This is a genomic window from Neobacillus sp. 19 (assembly GCF_049463095.1).
Taxonomy (GTDB): Bacteria; Bacillota; Bacilli; order Bacillales; family Cytobacillaceae; genus Neobacillus.
The window spans coordinates 127,847-144,409 of sequence record NZ_JBMPZU010000010.1; the positions used below are offsets into that span (position 1 = coordinate 127,847).

Genomic DNA, 16,563 nt, shown 5'->3' on the forward strand with positions numbered 1-16,563 from the left:
CACCCTACGATAAGTCAACATCGAATGCGCCTCCGGCTCTTCGTGTTTCCTTAATCTCAGTTGGAGCGCTCCACAAGGAAAGCTTCGGCAGCATATACATCGCACGAAGAAAAAGCGTTAGCTTTTTCGAGGAGGCCATACGCCGCTGACCAGGGCGCTTACGCTTTTCTTATTGTTCCTTCTTTTTCTGTGTGTGGTTATTCTTGTTCCCTTTGCTGTTATCGCCGCTGACAAATTCTGTCGCAAATTCTGCTTCAGCATGCCCAGCCTTTGGTGAATTTTGGTTGCGGCTGCCTTTATTGAATTTCTTGGTCATCTTGTTTCCCTCCTTTTTCGCTAATGTTAGTGTGGCAACAGGGATTTTGTTTATACGGCCTAATTAAAGGAGAAAATGGAAAAAGGTAGAACTAAGTACGTAAGACTTGTTGAGAGGATGAATGACGATGACATCCACCATCGATTTTTTAACAGAGCTGTTTATGGAAAATCGCAATCAGGCAGATGCCGAACCTATGCAGAAATATATGAAAGGCCATTTTCCATTCTTTGGAATCAAGTCCCCTTTACGAAAGGAATGTGAAAAGCAGTTTTTTAAAGAAACGGGGATTTTAAAGGAGCCGTTTAATAAGGAGCTAGTTAAAGAGCTTTGGGAGAAAAATGAAAGAGAATTCCAATACACGGCCCTAACTTATTTGGAAAAAATGATGAACAAGCTGCGAAAGGAAGATTTGCCCTTCATGGAGGAGCTGATTACGACAAAATCATGGTGGGACACCGTTGATGGGATTTCCCCAAAGCCAGTCGGGAAAATTGCCGAAAGGTTTCCTGAGGTAGTCGGAGAAACCATCGATGGCTGGGCCGTTGCCGACAATATGTGGCTTAGACGGGCAGCGATTCTTTTTCAATTAAAGTATAAACAGAGGACGAACGAGGAAAGGCTTTATCACTACATACGGCAAAACGCCGAAAGTAAGGAATTTTTTATCCAAAAAGCAATTGGCTGGGCGCTGCGTGAATACTCAAAGACGAATCCGGCCTCGGTAAAGGAGTTTATCGAGGGACAGGCCCTTGCGCCTTTAAGTGTCCGCGAAGGCAGCAAGTATGTGGATTGAGCTTCACGCTAATAATGTTTGCCAGTTCATGGTAGAATGGCACTAACGATAAAAGCGAAAGCGCCTAGGCGCTGCAGCTAGACAGTTATCAAATTTCGTAGAGGTGAGCAGCATGATTAAAATGATTGCATCTGACATGGATGGAACATTATTAAATTCAGTTCAACAAATTAGTGAGGAAAATAAAGCGGCCATTTTAAAAGCACAGGCAAAAGGTGTCGAATTTGTTGTGGCAACGGGCCGGTCGTATCAGGAGGCTACCTATGTTTTAGAAGAGGCAGGTCTGAAGTGCCCGGTTATTTGTGTGAACGGTGCGGAGGTTCGTTCGAAGGAAGGAGAAATTCTTTCTGCCACGCCGATCTCGAAACAATTGGCGCGTGAGGTGGCCGCAACGCTTGGCGAACTGGATGTGTACTTTGAGGTTTATACGGATCAAGGGGCCTGCACGGTCGATGCAGATAAGGCGGTTAATGTCCTTGTCGATATTGTGATGAGCGCCAATCCTGAGGCCGACCGTGATGAGATTACCCATGCGGCTGGAGCTAGATTGCGTGACGGCTTGGTGAAAGTAATCGATAATTATGAAATTCTGTTTGCTGACGAAAATATTCAACTCTATAAGATGCTGGTCTTCTCCTTTGATGCGGAAAAATTGGCTGCTGCCAATACTGCACTCGCTGCCTTTGAGGATCTCGCTGTTGCGGCATCAGGGGATGAAAATTTGGAAATTACCAATAAGCAGGCGCAAAAAGGGATTGCCCTTGAATCCTTGGCTGAGGCTAGCGGAATTGATATTTCCGAGACGATGGCAATCGGTGACAATTTTAATGATGTGTCCATGTTTGAACGTGCCGGCAGAGCGATTGCTATGGGAAATGCCAGCTTTGAAATCAAGGCATTATGTGACGACATTACCGATACAAATAACGAACATGGTGTGGCAAAGGCGATTTTAGAAGTGTTATAGGAGGGGGAGGCGTTTATGTACCGGGTTGGCTCCATTTTACTCATGATGATGCTGCTGGTTTCGGGCTGTTCTTTTTTGGAAAAGGATGAGACGGCGGATGAGGCGGTTGTTGATCATCCGAATGTGGAAGTGCTGGCTGAAAAGCTCTCTGTACCGTGGTCAATTGAAAGGCTAGGGGAAACTTTCTATCTCAGTGAACGAACTGGGAGCATCGTCAAGATTGAGAATGGTAAAATGGAACGCCAGCGTGTACGGTTGGAAAAGTCGTTGGCACAGGCCGCTGAGGCCGGATTATTAGGTTTTGTGCTGGACCCGGACTTTGCCGGTAATCAACGGGCGTTTGCTTATTATACGTATGCGGATTCCGATGCCGATGACGGTGGCGGCGGGCAATTTAACCGCGTTATTGTGCTGCGGTTTAGCGAAGGTGTGTGGACGGAGGAGCGGCTTCTTCTTGACCGCATCCCAAGTGCCGCCTACCATCATGGCGGCCGGATGAAAATTGGTCCGGATGAAAAATTGTATATCACGACGGGTGATGCAACAGAGCCTTCTGTGGCGCAAGAGCAGAATTCGATAAATGGGAAAATTTTAAGAATGAATCTGGACGGGTCGATTCCGGCGGATAATCCTTTTCCGGATTCCTATGTTTACAGCTATGGCCACCGCAATCCCCAGGGGCTGGTGTGGATTGGCGAGACGTTGTATGCAAGCGAGCACGGGCAGTCGGCCCATGATGAAATCAACCGGATTTCTGCCGGCGGAAATTATGGCTGGCCGGTGATTCAAGGTAAGGAGCGGAAGGCAGGAATGGTGACGCCTTTGTTTGAATCCGGTGATGTGGAAACATGGGCGCCCTCGGGCATGGCGGAAGCCAGCGGAAAGCTCTATGTGGCGACGTTAAGAGGAAATGCCGTCCGCGAGTTTGATTTGGAACAGAAGCAGACTCGGGCGGTGATCAGCGGTTTGGGCAGAATCCGGGACGTGTTCGTTGAAGGCGATTATTTATATTTTGTCAGCAACAACACCGACGGCCGGGGGAATCCGGATGAAACAGACGATAAGCTGTATCGGGTGCGGCTGGTGGATTTAAAAAATTAGTCTTAGGTAAGGCGTATAGAATGGCAAAACGCTGATAGAAACACGTTATCCGCTGATTAACCTGCAAACAAAAGAAACTCCCTAAAGAATTTCAATCTTTAAGGAGTTGACTTGGGAGACGAGCAGTTTTTCGTATTGTTTTTGTGCCTGGAAGTAGACTTCCTGCTCACCCATCGTGGGATTTTCCTTTTTCACTTTTTCAATCATATCTTTTTGTACCTTTTGCGATAATACAATCAACTTATACTGCTGCTTTTCCGTTGCCCAGAACTGATCCTCACCGTAGTCGCTGATCAGCTTTTTAGCGGATTCGAACCCATTATATTGCTCGCGGGCTTTTCCCAAAGCGGCATCCACTTCGGCAGCGGCTGCCTTATGACCCTTTTCTTCTGCCAGCATCGCCATCGAGCGGAGGCGGATGATCTGTGTCAATAGTTGATTCTTATCATCAAGGACTTTCTCCTGTGATTCTAAATAAGCAAGTTCTTCGCGAAGCTGTTCACCAGTATATTTTTTCTGAGCTACTTCTTTATTAATCGCCAGTTGCAGCTGATTAATAAACGTATAAAAGGCAACATCTTCATTGGTGATCCACTCGCCGTTAATGGTGGCGACCCCCTTCGCCTTCACTACGTTGATGTCCATGATTGTTTCAGACTTTTTACCGTCTTTTTCCAGTGTAAAGGCTACTTCGTACTTCCCGTTCATCGGAAGCGCCACTTCACCGGAATAGCTGCCGTCTTTCCCCTCTGCTAATTTCACATCGGTTGTGCCATGATCCATATTGGCCATCGAAAATTCCGCAGAAACATCGAGCCCTTTAACGGCCTTTTTCCCTTCGGTTACTTTAATTTCAAACGGTGCCGCTGTATCCTTTTGGTAGTAAAGCTCTTTTGTTACTTTAACCGTGTAATCAGGCCCTGACCCACAGCCGGCAAGCATCGCTATCACCAGCAGCACCGCGGACAACAGTCGTTTTTTCATGGTTTCATACCCCCTAAATGATGTGTCTCTAAAAATTCTTCAACCGTGTATTTCTCCATTTTTCCCTCATTTAAATAGACGACATGGGTACAGATCTGGCGGATTTCATCCAGATGGTGTGAGGAGAGTAAAATCGTTTTATCATGAAGGGAACGAAGTACCTCCAATATTTCCTTTCTTCCCATCGGGTCAATGCCGCTTGTCGGTTCATCCAGTATCAAAATACTTGAATCCTGATAAAGGGTAATCGCGAGGCCAAGGCGCTGCAGCATCCCTTTTGAATACGATTTAACCTGCACGAGACGGTCGTCCCACAGGCTGACCGAACGCAATACCTGTTCCATCCGCGCTGCGTCTGCCGTTCCGGAAACCGCCTCTGCAAAAAAGGTCATATTCTCTAAGCCCGTCAGCATCGGATAGAGCATAAACTTTTCCGGTAAATAGGCAATCGCCTTTTTCCATGCCTCATTTTTTTTGCTGACTTCCGCTCCGTTAATCGCAATCGAGCCTTGTTTCACGGGCAATAACCCAAGCAAACTATTAATAAACGTCGATTTGCCTGCGCCGTTGCGGCCGACCAGCGCGCAAATTTCATGTTTGCCGATCTCAATCGTGACTGAATCTAGGACCTTCTTTTTCCCGAAGGATTGGTTTAACCCCGTTACATTAATCATTCGTACCCCTCCTTGCGGTTAAAGGCAATCGCTGTGCCAAAGGAAACAGCGAGCCAGATGATGAGATTTCCCAGTAAAAAGAACACCGGCTTCGTCCACATGAACTTCTCCAATAGCCTTGACATATGGCCGAAGGAGTACACGCCCATCCCGGTTTCTAAGAACATCCTGACGGCCTGAAGTGGATTTAAAAAGTAGGCCGCTGAAAATAGTTTCACATTTTCATGGGTGACATCTGGTAAAAACGACAGCAGCATAAAATCATGCAAGAAGAAAAAGTAAAACCAGACAAAAATCGTGTAGCCGATAATCTGCATCCTTGAGCGGCTAAAGCTGCCGATTGCTGCTCCCATTTGCAAGAAGACAAGGCTTAGGCAGATAATCGCTGCGACAAAGATCAGATAGCTTTTGAAATCGGTCGCAAAATTAAATTTTAGCAGGAAGAGATAGAAGAAAAACCAGATCAATAGCGGAACGAGTACAACGATATACAGTCCAAGGCTTTTCCGCACCAGGAAGCTGGCATAATTGTCTTTTTTCGTTAACAGCATGATTAATGTTTTTTGTTCCTTTTCCTGAAAGATCGAAAAGGCGCCGATAAACAAGCAGAGAATCGGGATAAAATAAATGATTGTGTCGAACAAATTAATTAAGAGAACATAAAAGCCTTTATCAAATGAAAGGACAGAGGAACGAAATAGTATACTGATTGAAATGAGAACAATGATGCTGACGCTGAGCCACAGTCCTTTTCCTCTTATGTTTTCCTTCCATTCCTTCCAAATGTAATGCATAGTTGATGTCTCCCCTTTAGTAAAATCAATCCCGCAGCAAGCCCCGCCACAACAAACCAAATGACTTTTGAGCTGCTTTTTGCGGCTGCCAGCGGGTGCGGATCCTTAAACATGATTTCATCGTTATTCAGTGTCGCGTTTATTTTTTCATAGATGGTGATGGCAGGGCTTTTTAAAAAAAAGCTGGTTAATTCTTGCTCCTCAATCAGCTGATGAAGCGAAGAGTGATAGATGACCGGGAAATCCCCGATACCGTCTTGATTTAAATCGGTGAGCGGGAACGAGCTGCCCCAGTCATTGCCCTTGCCGTTCTTGCTCCAGGTATTTCGTTCCCCCTGTCCGCCAAGGGTAACGGCCGGAATTGTGTTTTCCGATAGTTTATTCAAGGTAAAGATTTGGTCATTGGAACTGGCCCAAAGCTCAATCCCAATCTGGTTTTGGATCATGCGGTTGCCCTTAATCGTGTTTCTTGTTGCCTGGTCGATGTACAGGCCGCGCTGGTTCATGTAGAACGTATTATGAGCTATATAATTATCATTGGCCTGCAGGAGCAGAAGGCCGAATGATTGATTTCCATAGTTAACGATAAATTGATTATCTTCCAGCTTCAGCTGATTCGAGTTCATGATGGCTGCACCGCCTTGATTCATGGTGAAAATATTTCGTTTAAAAATATTCTCATCAGAATACATGTAATGTAAGCCATACCGGGTGTTGCTGATATTATTTTCATAGCTGTGGTTGTTGTTGGCATAATCAAAGAACATCCCGTCACGGGTGCCATCAATTGTATTGTGTTCCAGCAGGTTATCATTTGCGTAATAAATGTGAAGCCCATTTCCCTGAGCGGCAATTTCGCCTTTGCCCAGCCCTTTAATATCGTTGTAGCGGATTTTATTATGGTGTGCCTGGCTTAGATAAATCCCGTGAAAGGAATGGCGGATCCTGATGTGTTCAACGGTATTGTTGTTTGTGTAAATCTTGATAGCGGCATATTCCTCGGCCGAGTTCCGGTTCATACTTCCATGGGTCACTGTCAGCTTGCTCAGCTTCACATTTGGCGCTTTAACGGAAATGACGTTCCCGGTTCCGTCTCCTTTAATCACGGTTTTCTCCGAGCCAATCATCGTCAGCGGTTTATGAATGACAATATTGCCCTCGTATGTTTTATTTTCAAGCTGTAAGACCGCCCCCTCTTTCATGGAGTCGATCAATGCCTGCAAGCTTTCGGCTGCCATATATTTTTCTGGTTTTACCAAGATAAAAAGAGAAAAGAGAAAGATTAGGAGCGTTAATTTTTTCATGTTACTTTCGATCCTTCCATAGCGGAATCAGTAATAGAATAAACGCGGCAATCAGGAGATAGGCCCCGATGCCAAGAACACTGTTTGTGACAAAGTTGGCGACTGTATTATGTCCGATAATCGGCGGTACAAAAGGGTCAATCTTAATCGGTGCGTCCGGGCTTAAATTCGTTCCGAAATCGTGAAGCGCTTTTCGGAGGTCGAGAACACCGATAATTCCGCCAATCGTGAGTAAGCCGATCAACCCATAAAGAACGGATTTTTTTCTTAGAATGGCGGTGATTAGCGTAAGCACGACTAATCCCCCAACTAGATAGATTAAATAACCCAGTTCAGGGAAGTTCTCTTCACTAAAGTTTGCCATGCCGATGTAGTGGTTCAGGCCGTTGACAATATCTATTTCCCCCTCGAGCTTATTCGGATACACAATGATATTTAACCCTTCCGGATATTGCGGGGCAAAGAAAATCATTTTCCACCACGGGAAGAAAATTGACACCACCATCAGGATGGCTGAAAGGGCAATAAGTATAGCAGAGATAGCAGATAATTTGTTTCTCTTGGCATTCAAGTTAACCACTCCTTTTATAGTGAAAACATTTGATAAGAGAGATGGGTATCAAGTTTGTGAAATTGATACCCATCGCCTGCCAACATATTAATTCTTAGGTTTAACTAGGAAGTAACCGGTCATTTCCTGATGCAGGGCAGAGCAGAAGTTTGTACAATACATCGGATAGGTTCCGGCTTTATCGGCAATAAATTTCAATGTGTTCGTCTGTCCAGGTTGTACTTCCATGTTTAAGTTATAGCTGTTGATGGCAAATCCGTGCGTGATATCCTCATCAAAGTCGATATTGGTTAAATGGATTGTGACTTCATCGCCCTCATTGACTTCAATCACGTCAGGGCGTTTCGCTTTGGCGTCAAAGATAAATTTTGACCGCATCGCGATGCCGTAGACATCAACTTTGTTGCCATTCCGGACAATCCGCGCGTCGTCTTTCTTGTAGACGGCTTCTTTGTTCTTTTCATCTTTCGGATAGACTTCAATCGGGCTCAGCTTATCGGCTTTAATGATCTGTGCATAGTGTGGCTCAGGGTTCACCGGTGCCGATTGAATCACCTTCATCTTGCCGCTGATATCAATTAACTGCATCGATTCAGGGTGTGAAGGACCGACAGATAAGTAGCTGTCCTTGGCAATTTTATTTAAAGCAATCAGCCATTTTCCATCAGGTGCAACCGTGTCGCCTTCAGCTGCGACAGAGTGTCCCGGGGAATATTGAACAGGAACACGGTCTAAAGTTTTACCTGTTTTCGGATCCCATTTCACAATTTCAGAAGAAATGAACATCGTTGTGTAAGCCATTCCTTTGTCATCAAACTGGGTATGAAGCGGTCCAAGGGCATTTTCAGGGTTGACTTCTCGTTCCATGACAGATTCATATTTTAATATTGGAATCCCATTGCGGTCACCGGCAAAGTCTTGTTTTTCCACTGCCTTAAATGCCTTTTCAAATGAGAAGACCGTCATTGAAGGGGCAAGCTTACCGGAAGCGATGAAGTGTTTACCGTCCGGTGTGACATCCACGCCATGCGGTGATTTTGCAACCGGTACTAAATAAATACCGCCCTTTTGTTTTTCAGGGAAAATCATCTTTTGGCCGCCAACATCCTCGTACTTGCCTTCCTTGACCATTTGCTCAAGCTCTTTCCAGTTAAAAAGAACAATATAGTCACGGTCAGCCTGTGAAGCGTTGATTTCAAGGTTGGTTGTCGCTTCTTCTGTGTTGTAAGTCGTCATAACCGCCCAGTCAGCAGAGCCTTTTTTCCCGGCATCTGACAGGTCATAGGACCATGGCGGAAGGGCAACCTGGTAGGCGATATTGAGTTTTTGATTGTTTTGGTCAAATGTGACGGCACTCATTACACCGCGGTATTTTGTGCTGTAGTCGTCAAGTGATTCATATTTTTGCTCGAGCGGCACAGCGAATCGGGTTGGCAGGAACATATACTCCGTATTTTCTGTGACGAACGCCGCGCAGTGCGGGCCGCTTGTATTTGGCACTTTAATAATGTCTTTGACGGTAAAGGTTTTTAAATCCATCGCCGCTGCCCGGCTGTTGCCGACATCTGTTGCAAACATGTATTTTCCGTCATAATCGCCTTTTGTTTCCGAGAAGGCCGGGTGATGCAGGTCGCCCCATGTGTAATCACCCATTAATTTCTTCGAGTGCTCATCAAAACCGTAACCGGTTGCAGAATCTGGCGAGAATACCGGCACTGTCCGGATGTGACGCATCGACGGAACACCGTAAATAAACATTTGTCCGGAGTGACCGCCGGAGGCGAATAAATAGTAATCATCCTTTTGCCCGAATGGCACATATACCTTTTCTGCATCGCTCTTGTTGCTTGAAGCTGCTTCTGTGCCCGTTTTTGCGGAAAAATCAGCAAACGAGATTGTGGCGGCAACAAAGCCGGCCAGTAAGCCAGAAGCGATTGGAATCCATTTTTTCATTCCATTTACACCACCCTATGTGCTTATTTTTCAGATGCTTGTTTAAGCATGTCTAATACTTGCTGAAGTTCGTCATCTGTTAATGGGTTTCCGCCAATTACACCTGACATAACCGCTGATGTCGGTTCTTTTAAGAATTCTTCAATCGGTTTCCCATGCTTTCCTTCGACATTTTCAAATGCCTTTGAAAGGTCCGGTCCTGTTGCCCCGCCCTTTAAATTAAGTGCTTCAACGCTGTGGCAGCCTAGGCATCCTTTTTGATTCAGGATATTGTCATCACTGGCTGAAGCCGTTGTTGAATCTGCCCCTTTTGTATCCTTCGTTTCCTCTTTGGCTTGCTCGGGCTTACTTGTTTCCGTTTGCACCGTTTGTGATTCTTTACCGGAATCCCCCATGACATCAAACACTAGATAGCCAATACCAAAGCCAAGCAAGGCACTGATAACAAAGCTAATCAATACTTTTTGCAATGTTGCCCCTCCTTTTTGTCAAATGAACACCTTCATCCTAAATGCTTGACAATAGTAAATTTGTGATGTTCCGCACACTTTTTCAGCAATTTTTGAACGTTCTGTGAAGGGGAATGGGAGACGTTAGATAAATGCGGGGTTTGAAAAATTGAACGTTTTGTGAATCTCATCACTTCATTGGAGGATAAAGTGTTTTACAATTGATGGTAACTATCGTCTAATTGGGAAATGCAGAACGCAAATGTGAGAATGGGTGGTGGAAATGATGAATCAAGCGGATTACCTGAATGATCCAAACTTTGCCGTCTATAAGGGGGCAAAACATAGAGACTTACTAAAAAAGATTGTCATCTTCAAGGACTTATCCGATAAATCGCTTCGTGTGATTGAAAAGCGCATCCAGACATACGAGTTCAAAAAGGGGAAACAGATTATTGCGGAGGATGAGGCAGCCAAAGGGGTGTACTTTGTCGCTTCCGGGTCGGTAAAACTGACAAAACAGGATGAGAACGGAAATGAAATCATTGTCTGTATCAAGCAAAAAGGGGATATCTTTGCAGAGGCCTGTTTGTTTACCAGAAAGACAGAGTACTATCCGGCGACAGCTGTGATGCTGCAGGACGGGGAAATTCTCTATTTAGATAAGTATGAACTGGAAAGGGATTTATTTAACCATCCTGAGCTTGCGATGCAAATGATTTGCTATATGAGTGATGCTTTGAGGGAAATGACGTCCCAGCTGCGGGATGTGGCCCTGCTGGATGTGTATGCGAAGACGGTGAAGTCACTTGAGCGGCTGGGGAATAAATTTAATACCGGAAAAAACCGCTGGGAAATTGAAATTCCCTTAACGGTGCAAGAATTCGCGACCGTTGTCGGCACGACGAGAGAAAGCGTCAGCCGTGTGTTTTCGAAATTGAAAAAAGATGGCATTATTGATTTGAAGTCGAGGAAAATCGTTATTCTTGACTGGTGCTCGCTGTGTACTCTGCTGCATCGGGAATACTGAATTTTATAGTTTGACGTTACTGGCGGATAAGCCGTATTCACTGTCGGATAGTTTGACGTTACTGTCGGATACGCTGTATTCACTGTCGGATAAGTTGGCGTTACTGTCCGATACGCTGTATTTACTGTCGGATAAGTTGGCGTTACTGTCGGATACAAAGTAATTACTGTCAACTAGCCTTTTATTATTCAAAAAGCTAGTTAATTTAAACAGCTAAAAAAGAAAAAAGGCCCTTCGCAAGTGAAGGGCTTTTAATCTGTAAACTGATACGACCAAAATCGTTCGTTATTGATCCATACCATGACTTGCGGGTCTTGATTTTTCAACTTCTCTTCCATGTCTTTGAACATCTGCTCTGTCTGTGAGCGGTGTGCTTGAATGGCAGCGAGCTTTGTTTGGTTGACAGGGGTAATATCGTTGATGATGTTCGCCTCTCCAAGCTCCTCGACACAATTATTGGAGAAGGCCACACAGTGTAAGGTCGGCCTTGCGGCGGCAGGTATTTTCCCAACAGCCCTTACGACCGCCGCACCAGTGGCGTCATGGTCAGGATGGACGGAGTAGCCGGGATAAAACGTGATGATTAGGGATGGATTCACCTCATCGATCAGCGCTGTTATCGTATTTGTCATGAAATCTTCATCTTCAAATTCAATCGTTTTATCGCGGAAGCCAAGCATGCGAAGGTCCTGGATGCCTAAGACCCTTGCGGCTTCCTTTAATTCTTCTTTTCTAATTTTCGGAAGGTTTTCCCGATTGGTAAACGGGGGATTTCCCATGTTGCGTCCCATTTCCCCTAAGGTTAAACAAGCATATGTAACAGGGGTTCCATTGTTAACGTGCGTCGCAATCGTTCCGGATACACCAAAAGCCTCATCATCAGGATGCGGGAACACAACCAAAACATGGCGTTCTTTCTTCATGGACCATTCTCCTTCCCAGCTTTATTTAAACGGCGTACTGCTAATCTCCAATGCAACCGCCAATTTTCCATTATAATCGTGGCCGGCTAATAATAGATGGTTCTCTTCATCAATTTCGAAGTGCGTAAGGCCCTCGGCGTAGATCCAGCCAAGGTTTATTTTCAGACCGACACGGAAAGGACCGTTTCCGGTGATTTTCCCTTATCGAACCATTACTTCCCCGATAATTGCTCTGACCACTCTATGAAAATATATAGTGAAAGATTTTTATAAAACTCTTTTGTTAGTATTTTTTTTAATGTGATAATTACTAATTGGATTTAATTAACAAATGTATGGTATAATATAAATTAATTGAAGGTTGTCAATATTTTAAAAAAAGAGGGGATATACCTTTGGGAAAAAGTACTAATGTAATACGAAAAAGAGGGAAATTCAGGAAACTATTATTGACGATATTTGGTTCCTTCTTTGTAACTATAGCGATTATTAGCTATGGAATATACTACTTTTTTTATGATATGCAACACTTACCAACTGGAGAATATTTAACCGAAGAAACCTCACCGGATGGAAAATACACAGTTAAAGCATATCGTAATAACGGTAGTGCTACAGTTTCATACAGCATTCGTGGAGAACTAATTTTTAATGAGCGAAATAAAAAGTCTAAAAATATTTATTGGAATTATCGTGAAAATACTGCAATAATTTCTTGGATTGATAAGGATACCGTAGAAATTAACGGGCATCAGCTTGATGTACCTAATGAGAAGTTTGACTATAGACAACATTTAAGCAATTGAATGTTTCCTCAAACCCAGGAAGATTTCCGAAATATGCTTTTATGAAGTCTATGTATTTACCCTTGGTTTCTCCAATAGGAGGGGCCAAGGTATTTTCTTTAATTTCTCTAAATTCCGTGAAACCCCTCATTCAAATCCTCCTTATATCTCATCACTTCCAAAGTTTAGTAGGTATCTTATTCTTAGCTCTAGATCTTTTCTAAAGAACCACAAGTCCTCTTTATTTATTAGAAAACATAGGATTGTTTATTAGTAAAATCTCTTAATACACTAATCATTTATTTTCTTACAAAATACATGTGAAAAAACACCTATATTTTCCTTTCCTTTCACCTATTAATTGGTATAATTTTGTATATTATTACAAAAAATGTTTATTTTATAGTAAAAAAAGTGGTAAATTAATAGAGTCAGAATAAATAAACATCAAAATAATAAAGGGGAGAGTTTTCGCATGAAAAACAAAGGAAAGAGGAGAAGTTTTGGTAATAAAGTTGCTTTGATAAGCTCTGCTTTATCGCTCGGAATAACTCTAGTTGGTACAAATGTTGTATTCGCTAAACAAACTGAAAGTCCTGATTTATCATCAATAACATTGGGATTTAATTGTGATAATCAAAAAAGCGTAATATCAATAGACGGGAATAGAATAATAGATCCTGATCCCCGTGAATATTGTGGCGAGCTAGAACCAACACCAGTTCCAGTACCAACGTTTTATCCAAAACCAACACAAAATCCATTAATTATACCAGAGGAAACACCTATACCAGATCCATATCAAGATTCTGATCAGGATACAAATCCAAGTCCAGAAACTGTATTGGAGATAACAGACATAATTAAGGCAAATGCAGTTTCTCCTGATGGTGAGGTTTTATCAGAAGAAGACCAACAAGAAATTATAGGAGCAATAATTGAGACATTGAAACAAGCCAATATAATAAAAAGGGAAACACAAGTAGAGATCGATACAGATGTAGAAAATAGGATTAATATTTATAGTGTTCCAGATGGAACTAAGTCTACATTAGCTCAGCTATACCAATCAAATTTACAATATGCTAATAAAATAAAAAGTACATATCAAAACTTAATATGGGACTCTGGTCTGGGCGGTGCTGAATTATTTAGGCTAACAGCTTTTTTTGAATTGGTTAAAACGGGCGGACCGTGGGATCTTAAACAATACTTGGGCTACAGGTCAACTTATACTTTTAAAGGTACAAGCAAAACAGGGGAGTATATAGGAAATCATCATTTTGGATATATGGGTAAAGCAATCGGGCTGAATAATGAAGTTTTGAAAACTGGAGCTGGGTTTGAGCAAATTCGCCAAGGTAACTCAAGTTGGGAATTTATTAATTCATATTTTGATGATCCTAAAGATACAACAGCTATTATAGATGGATACTCAGATTATAGTGATGGCTACAAGTTTAAAACATATAAAGGATGGGTTTATAATAATGGGTGGTATTACTTTGATTCTTTTGGTAATAAGAAAACCGGTTGGCAGTATATTGGAGGAGTATTGTATTATTTAGATTCTACAGGACTTATGAGAACAGGTTGGTATTCGGTTAACAGAACATGGTATTATTTCAATCCTTCTGGTGAAATGCAAAAAAACTGGCTTTATGTTGGTGGAAAATGGTACTACTTAGGTACTTCGGGTGCCATGAGGACAGGTTGGCAACCTATTAATGGAAAATGGTATTATTTTGATTCTTTAGGAGCAATGAAAACCGGTTGGCATAATGATGGAGGAGCATGGTACTATTTGGATTCTTCAGGAGCAATGAAAACAGGCTGGTTAAAAGATGGTAACACATGGTATTATCTGGATTCGTCTATGGGGGCTATGAAAACCGGTTGGCAATCTATCGGAGGATATTGGTATTATTTTTATAGTAGTGGGGCTATGGCATATAGTACTACCATAGATGGCTATAAAATAGGACCAGATGGAAAAAGGTTATAAGATTTACTAGCAAATAAATATTTTATTCTAGAATCAGATGTAAATGCATAACTACAGGGTTGCGTTGGCAATCCTTTTTCTATGTGTGCCAGGCATGGCAACTATCTAGGTGGTGAAAGTCCACTGTGGGGGTACACATCGACCAACCACTAAGGAAGCGCAAGGTACTTATCGTGAGATAAGGGCTGGAGGAAGCGTGGAATAAAATCTTGGCTCGACGTACAGAAATCTGATACCAAGGCTTTATAAAGGGATAAGGCTCCATGACAAGTCAAAGTCCAAAAGATGTGCGTAACTTTATAGAGTAAATCAGGCGAGTAAAAGAGGAAAGATAGCTGTCTTACCCTGGGAGGTCTTGCGGATGTACGAAGTACAGTCGGAAAAAGTTAGCCGCAAGAAGTCAGCAGAAGCCATAGTAGTGAAATTAGTTCATGAAGGGCTGAACAATTTATAGTGTTTCAACACCACGAATGCGTAAGTGACGTACTCCGAATGTATTAATGGTGAAAGTATGAGCGTATCTTAAAGGCTAACCAAAATGGAGCTATCACTTACTACGTGAGAGGGAAGGAGAAACGAGTGTGGAACTTTTAGAACAGATTCTAAGTAATCAAAATATGAATGAAGCTTACCTGCGTGTCTATAAAAATAAAGGTGCGAGTGGGGCCGATGGAGTAACAGTCGAAGAACTAAAGCAATATCTGAGAGAGAATAAGGATGAACTACGTCAGCGCATCAGAACAAGAAAATACCAACCACAAGCTGCCTTAAGAGTGGAAATCCCAAAAGAAAACGGCAAGATGCGCAAATTGGGAATACCAACAGTAGTGGATAGAGTCGTTCAACAAGCCATTCATCAAGTTCTCAGTCCGATATTTGAAAAGCAATTCAGTGAATTCAGTTATGGCTTTAGACCAAAAAGAAGTTGTGAGATGGCTATTATAACAAGCTTGGAATTTCTGAATGATGGGCACGATTGGGTGATAGACATTGACCTCGAAAGATTCTTCGATACAGTCCATCACGATAAACTCATGCGAATTATTGCCAACACAATAGATGATGGTGATGTCATCTCGTTAATCAGAAAATACTTAGTCAGTGGAGTCATGGTGAAAGGGAACTATGAAGAAACACCAGTCGGGACTCCGCAAGGAGGAAACCTTAGCCCGTTATTGAGTAACATTATGTTAAATGAACTCGATAAGGAACTAGAGAAAAGAGGACTACGGTTCGTGAGATACGCTGATGACGCTCTCATCTTTGTAAAGAGTGAGACAGCAGCAAACAGAGTGATGAAATCAATCGTGAGATTTATAGAAGAAAAACTAGGATTAACAGTCAATGTGGAGAAGAGCAAAATCTCTCGCCCAAAAGATTTAAAATTCTTAGGCTTTGGATATTATTATGATACTAAAAACAAGAGGTATCAAGTAAAACCCCATCCCATGTCAATACAGAAGTTCCAAAGGAAGCTTCGAAAATTAACCAAACGAAACTGGAATGTTCCGCTAGACTTAAGAATTTTAAAACTGAAACAAGTCATATTTGGGTGGGTTAATTACTTTAGAACTTCGAATATGAAAAAAGCTATGAATGAGATAGATATGAAGCTTCGCTCCAGAATTAGAGTCATCATCTGGAAACAATGGAAGGTGCCAAAGAAACAAATTAAGTCGCTTATTCAATTAGGGATTCCGGAGGAAGAGGCGAAAGGACTAACCTTGTGCCGAAGAGGTTACCGGTATATTGGATTATCGAAAGTTGTTCAAAGAGCAATTTCAAACAAAAGACTAAAGCAGAGGGGACTGCCCTCTGCCTTAGAACATTATCTAAAAGTACACACTGTAATATAAATTGAACCGCCGTATACGGAACCGTACGTACGGTGGTGTGAGAGGGGCGAAAATA

The 16,563-nt window shown here is 42.7% G+C and carries 16 protein-coding genes and 1 pseudogene; 7 read left to right on the forward strand and 10 right to left on the reverse strand.

The features are described from left to right. Positions 1-169: 169 nt before the first annotated feature. Positions 170-316 (reverse strand): hypothetical protein, encoded by a 147-nt coding sequence (locus ACO1D1_RS02100; RefSeq protein ID WP_423334729.1) that lies wholly within the window; start codon positions 314-316, stop codon positions 170-172. Between the two features lie 127 nt (positions 317-443). On the opposite strand from ACO1D1_RS02100, the gene ACO1D1_RS02105 reads away from it, so the two are divergent. The 3 genes from ACO1D1_RS02105 to ACO1D1_RS02115 all read left to right on the forward strand — a co-directional run bounded on the left by ACO1D1_RS02105 (position 444) and on the right by ACO1D1_RS02115 (position 3,180). Next, positions 444-1,112 (forward strand): DNA alkylation repair protein, encoded by a 669-nt coding sequence (locus tag ACO1D1_RS02105; RefSeq protein WP_423334730.1) that lies wholly within the window; start codon positions 444-446, stop codon positions 1,110-1,112. Positions 1,113-1,224: 112 nt separating this feature from the next. After that, a complete protein-coding gene (locus ACO1D1_RS02110) occupies positions 1,225-2,079 on the forward strand; it encodes a Cof-type HAD-IIB family hydrolase (protein WP_423334731.1) in 855 nt (284 codons plus the stop codon). A 15-nt stretch (positions 2,080-2,094) separates the two neighbouring features. Next, a complete protein-coding gene (locus tag ACO1D1_RS02115; RefSeq protein WP_423334732.1) occupies positions 2,095-3,180 on the forward strand; it encodes a PQQ-dependent sugar dehydrogenase in 1,086 nt (361 codons plus the stop codon). Between the two features lie 81 nt (positions 3,181-3,261). Here the strand turns inward: ACO1D1_RS02115 and ACO1D1_RS02120 are convergent, their stop codons facing one another. The 7 genes from ACO1D1_RS02120 to ACO1D1_RS02150 form a co-directional block, all read right to left on the reverse strand. Next, positions 3,262-4,164, reverse strand: a complete 903-nt coding sequence (locus ACO1D1_RS02120) for a FixH family protein (protein ID WP_423334733.1) — start codon at positions 4,162-4,164, stop codon at positions 3,262-3,264. After that, positions 4,161-4,838, reverse strand: a complete 678-nt coding sequence (locus ACO1D1_RS02125; protein WP_423334734.1) for an ABC transporter ATP-binding protein — start codon at positions 4,836-4,838, stop codon at positions 4,161-4,163. Before ACO1D1_RS02125 ends, ACO1D1_RS02120 begins: the two co-directional genes overlap by 4 nt. After that, the gene (locus tag ACO1D1_RS02130; protein WP_423334735.1) at positions 4,835-5,632 is read right to left on the reverse strand and encodes an ABC transporter permease; all 798 of its coding nucleotides are present in this window, start codon (positions 5,630-5,632) and stop codon (positions 4,835-4,837) included. Before ACO1D1_RS02130 ends, ACO1D1_RS02125 begins: the two co-directional genes overlap by 4 nt. Continuing rightward, positions 5,596-6,936 carry a nitrous oxide reductase family maturation protein NosD gene (gene nosD / locus ACO1D1_RS02135; protein ID WP_423334736.1) on the reverse strand — a complete coding sequence of 447 codons (1,341 nt, stop codon included), beginning with the start codon at positions 6,934-6,936 and terminating at the stop codon, positions 5,596-5,598. The genes ACO1D1_RS02130 and nosD overlap by 37 nt, the downstream gene beginning before the upstream one ends. A 1-nt stretch (position 6,937) precedes the next feature. Beyond that, entirely contained in the window at positions 6,938-7,507 is a 570-nt protein-coding gene (locus ACO1D1_RS02140) for a hypothetical protein (protein WP_423334737.1), read from the reverse strand. An 87-nt stretch (positions 7,508-7,594) separates the two neighbouring features. Further along, complete coding sequence (gene nosZ, locus ACO1D1_RS02145) at positions 7,595-9,460, reverse strand: Sec-dependent nitrous-oxide reductase (protein WP_423334738.1); 1,866 nt, start codon at positions 9,458-9,460, stop codon at positions 7,595-7,597. A 23-nt stretch (positions 9,461-9,483) separates the two neighbouring features. Then, positions 9,484-9,930 (reverse strand): cytochrome C, encoded by a 447-nt coding sequence (locus tag ACO1D1_RS02150; protein ID WP_423334739.1) that lies wholly within the window; start codon positions 9,928-9,930, stop codon positions 9,484-9,486. Between the two features lie 262 nt (positions 9,931-10,192). On the opposite strand from ACO1D1_RS02150, the gene ACO1D1_RS02155 reads away from it, so the two are divergent. Then, positions 10,193-10,939 carry a Crp/Fnr family transcriptional regulator gene (locus tag ACO1D1_RS02155; RefSeq protein WP_423334740.1) on the forward strand — a complete coding sequence of 249 codons (747 nt, stop codon included), beginning with the start codon at positions 10,193-10,195 and terminating at the stop codon, positions 10,937-10,939. Positions 10,940-11,190: 251 nt separating this feature from the next. Here the strand turns inward: ACO1D1_RS02155 and bshB2 are convergent, their stop codons facing one another. Both bshB2 and ACO1D1_RS02165 read right to left on the reverse strand, forming a co-directional pair. Further along, entirely contained in the window at positions 11,191-11,862 is a 672-nt protein-coding gene (gene bshB2 / locus ACO1D1_RS02160) for a bacillithiol biosynthesis deacetylase BshB2 (protein WP_423334741.1), read from the reverse strand. A gap of 21 nt (positions 11,863-11,883) precedes the next feature. Next, positions 11,884-12,063, reverse strand: a pseudogene (locus ACO1D1_RS02165) (DUF1806 family protein); the annotation flags it as partial. 194 nt (positions 12,064-12,257) lie between these two features. Between ACO1D1_RS02165 and ACO1D1_RS02170 the strand changes: the two are divergent. The 3 genes from ACO1D1_RS02170 to ltrA all read left to right on the forward strand — a co-directional run bounded on the left by ACO1D1_RS02170 (position 12,258) and on the right by ltrA (position 16,508). Beyond that, positions 12,258-12,668: a DUF5412 domain-containing protein gene (locus tag ACO1D1_RS02170; RefSeq protein WP_423334742.1), complete on the forward strand. Its 411-nt coding sequence runs from the start codon at positions 12,258-12,260 to the stop codon at positions 12,666-12,668. A gap of 454 nt (positions 12,669-13,122) precedes the next feature. Further along, on the forward strand, positions 13,123-14,652 hold the full coding sequence (locus ACO1D1_RS02175; protein ID WP_423334743.1) for a polymorphic toxin type 44 domain-containing protein: 1,530 nt from the start codon (positions 13,123-13,125) through the stop codon (positions 14,650-14,652). Between the two features lie 581 nt (positions 14,653-15,233). Next, positions 15,234-16,508 carry a group II intron reverse transcriptase/maturase gene (gene ltrA / locus ACO1D1_RS02180; protein ID WP_423334744.1) on the forward strand — a complete coding sequence of 425 codons (1,275 nt, stop codon included), beginning with the start codon at positions 15,234-15,236 and terminating at the stop codon, positions 16,506-16,508. The last annotated feature ends 55 nt before the right edge of the window (positions 16,509-16,563 follow it).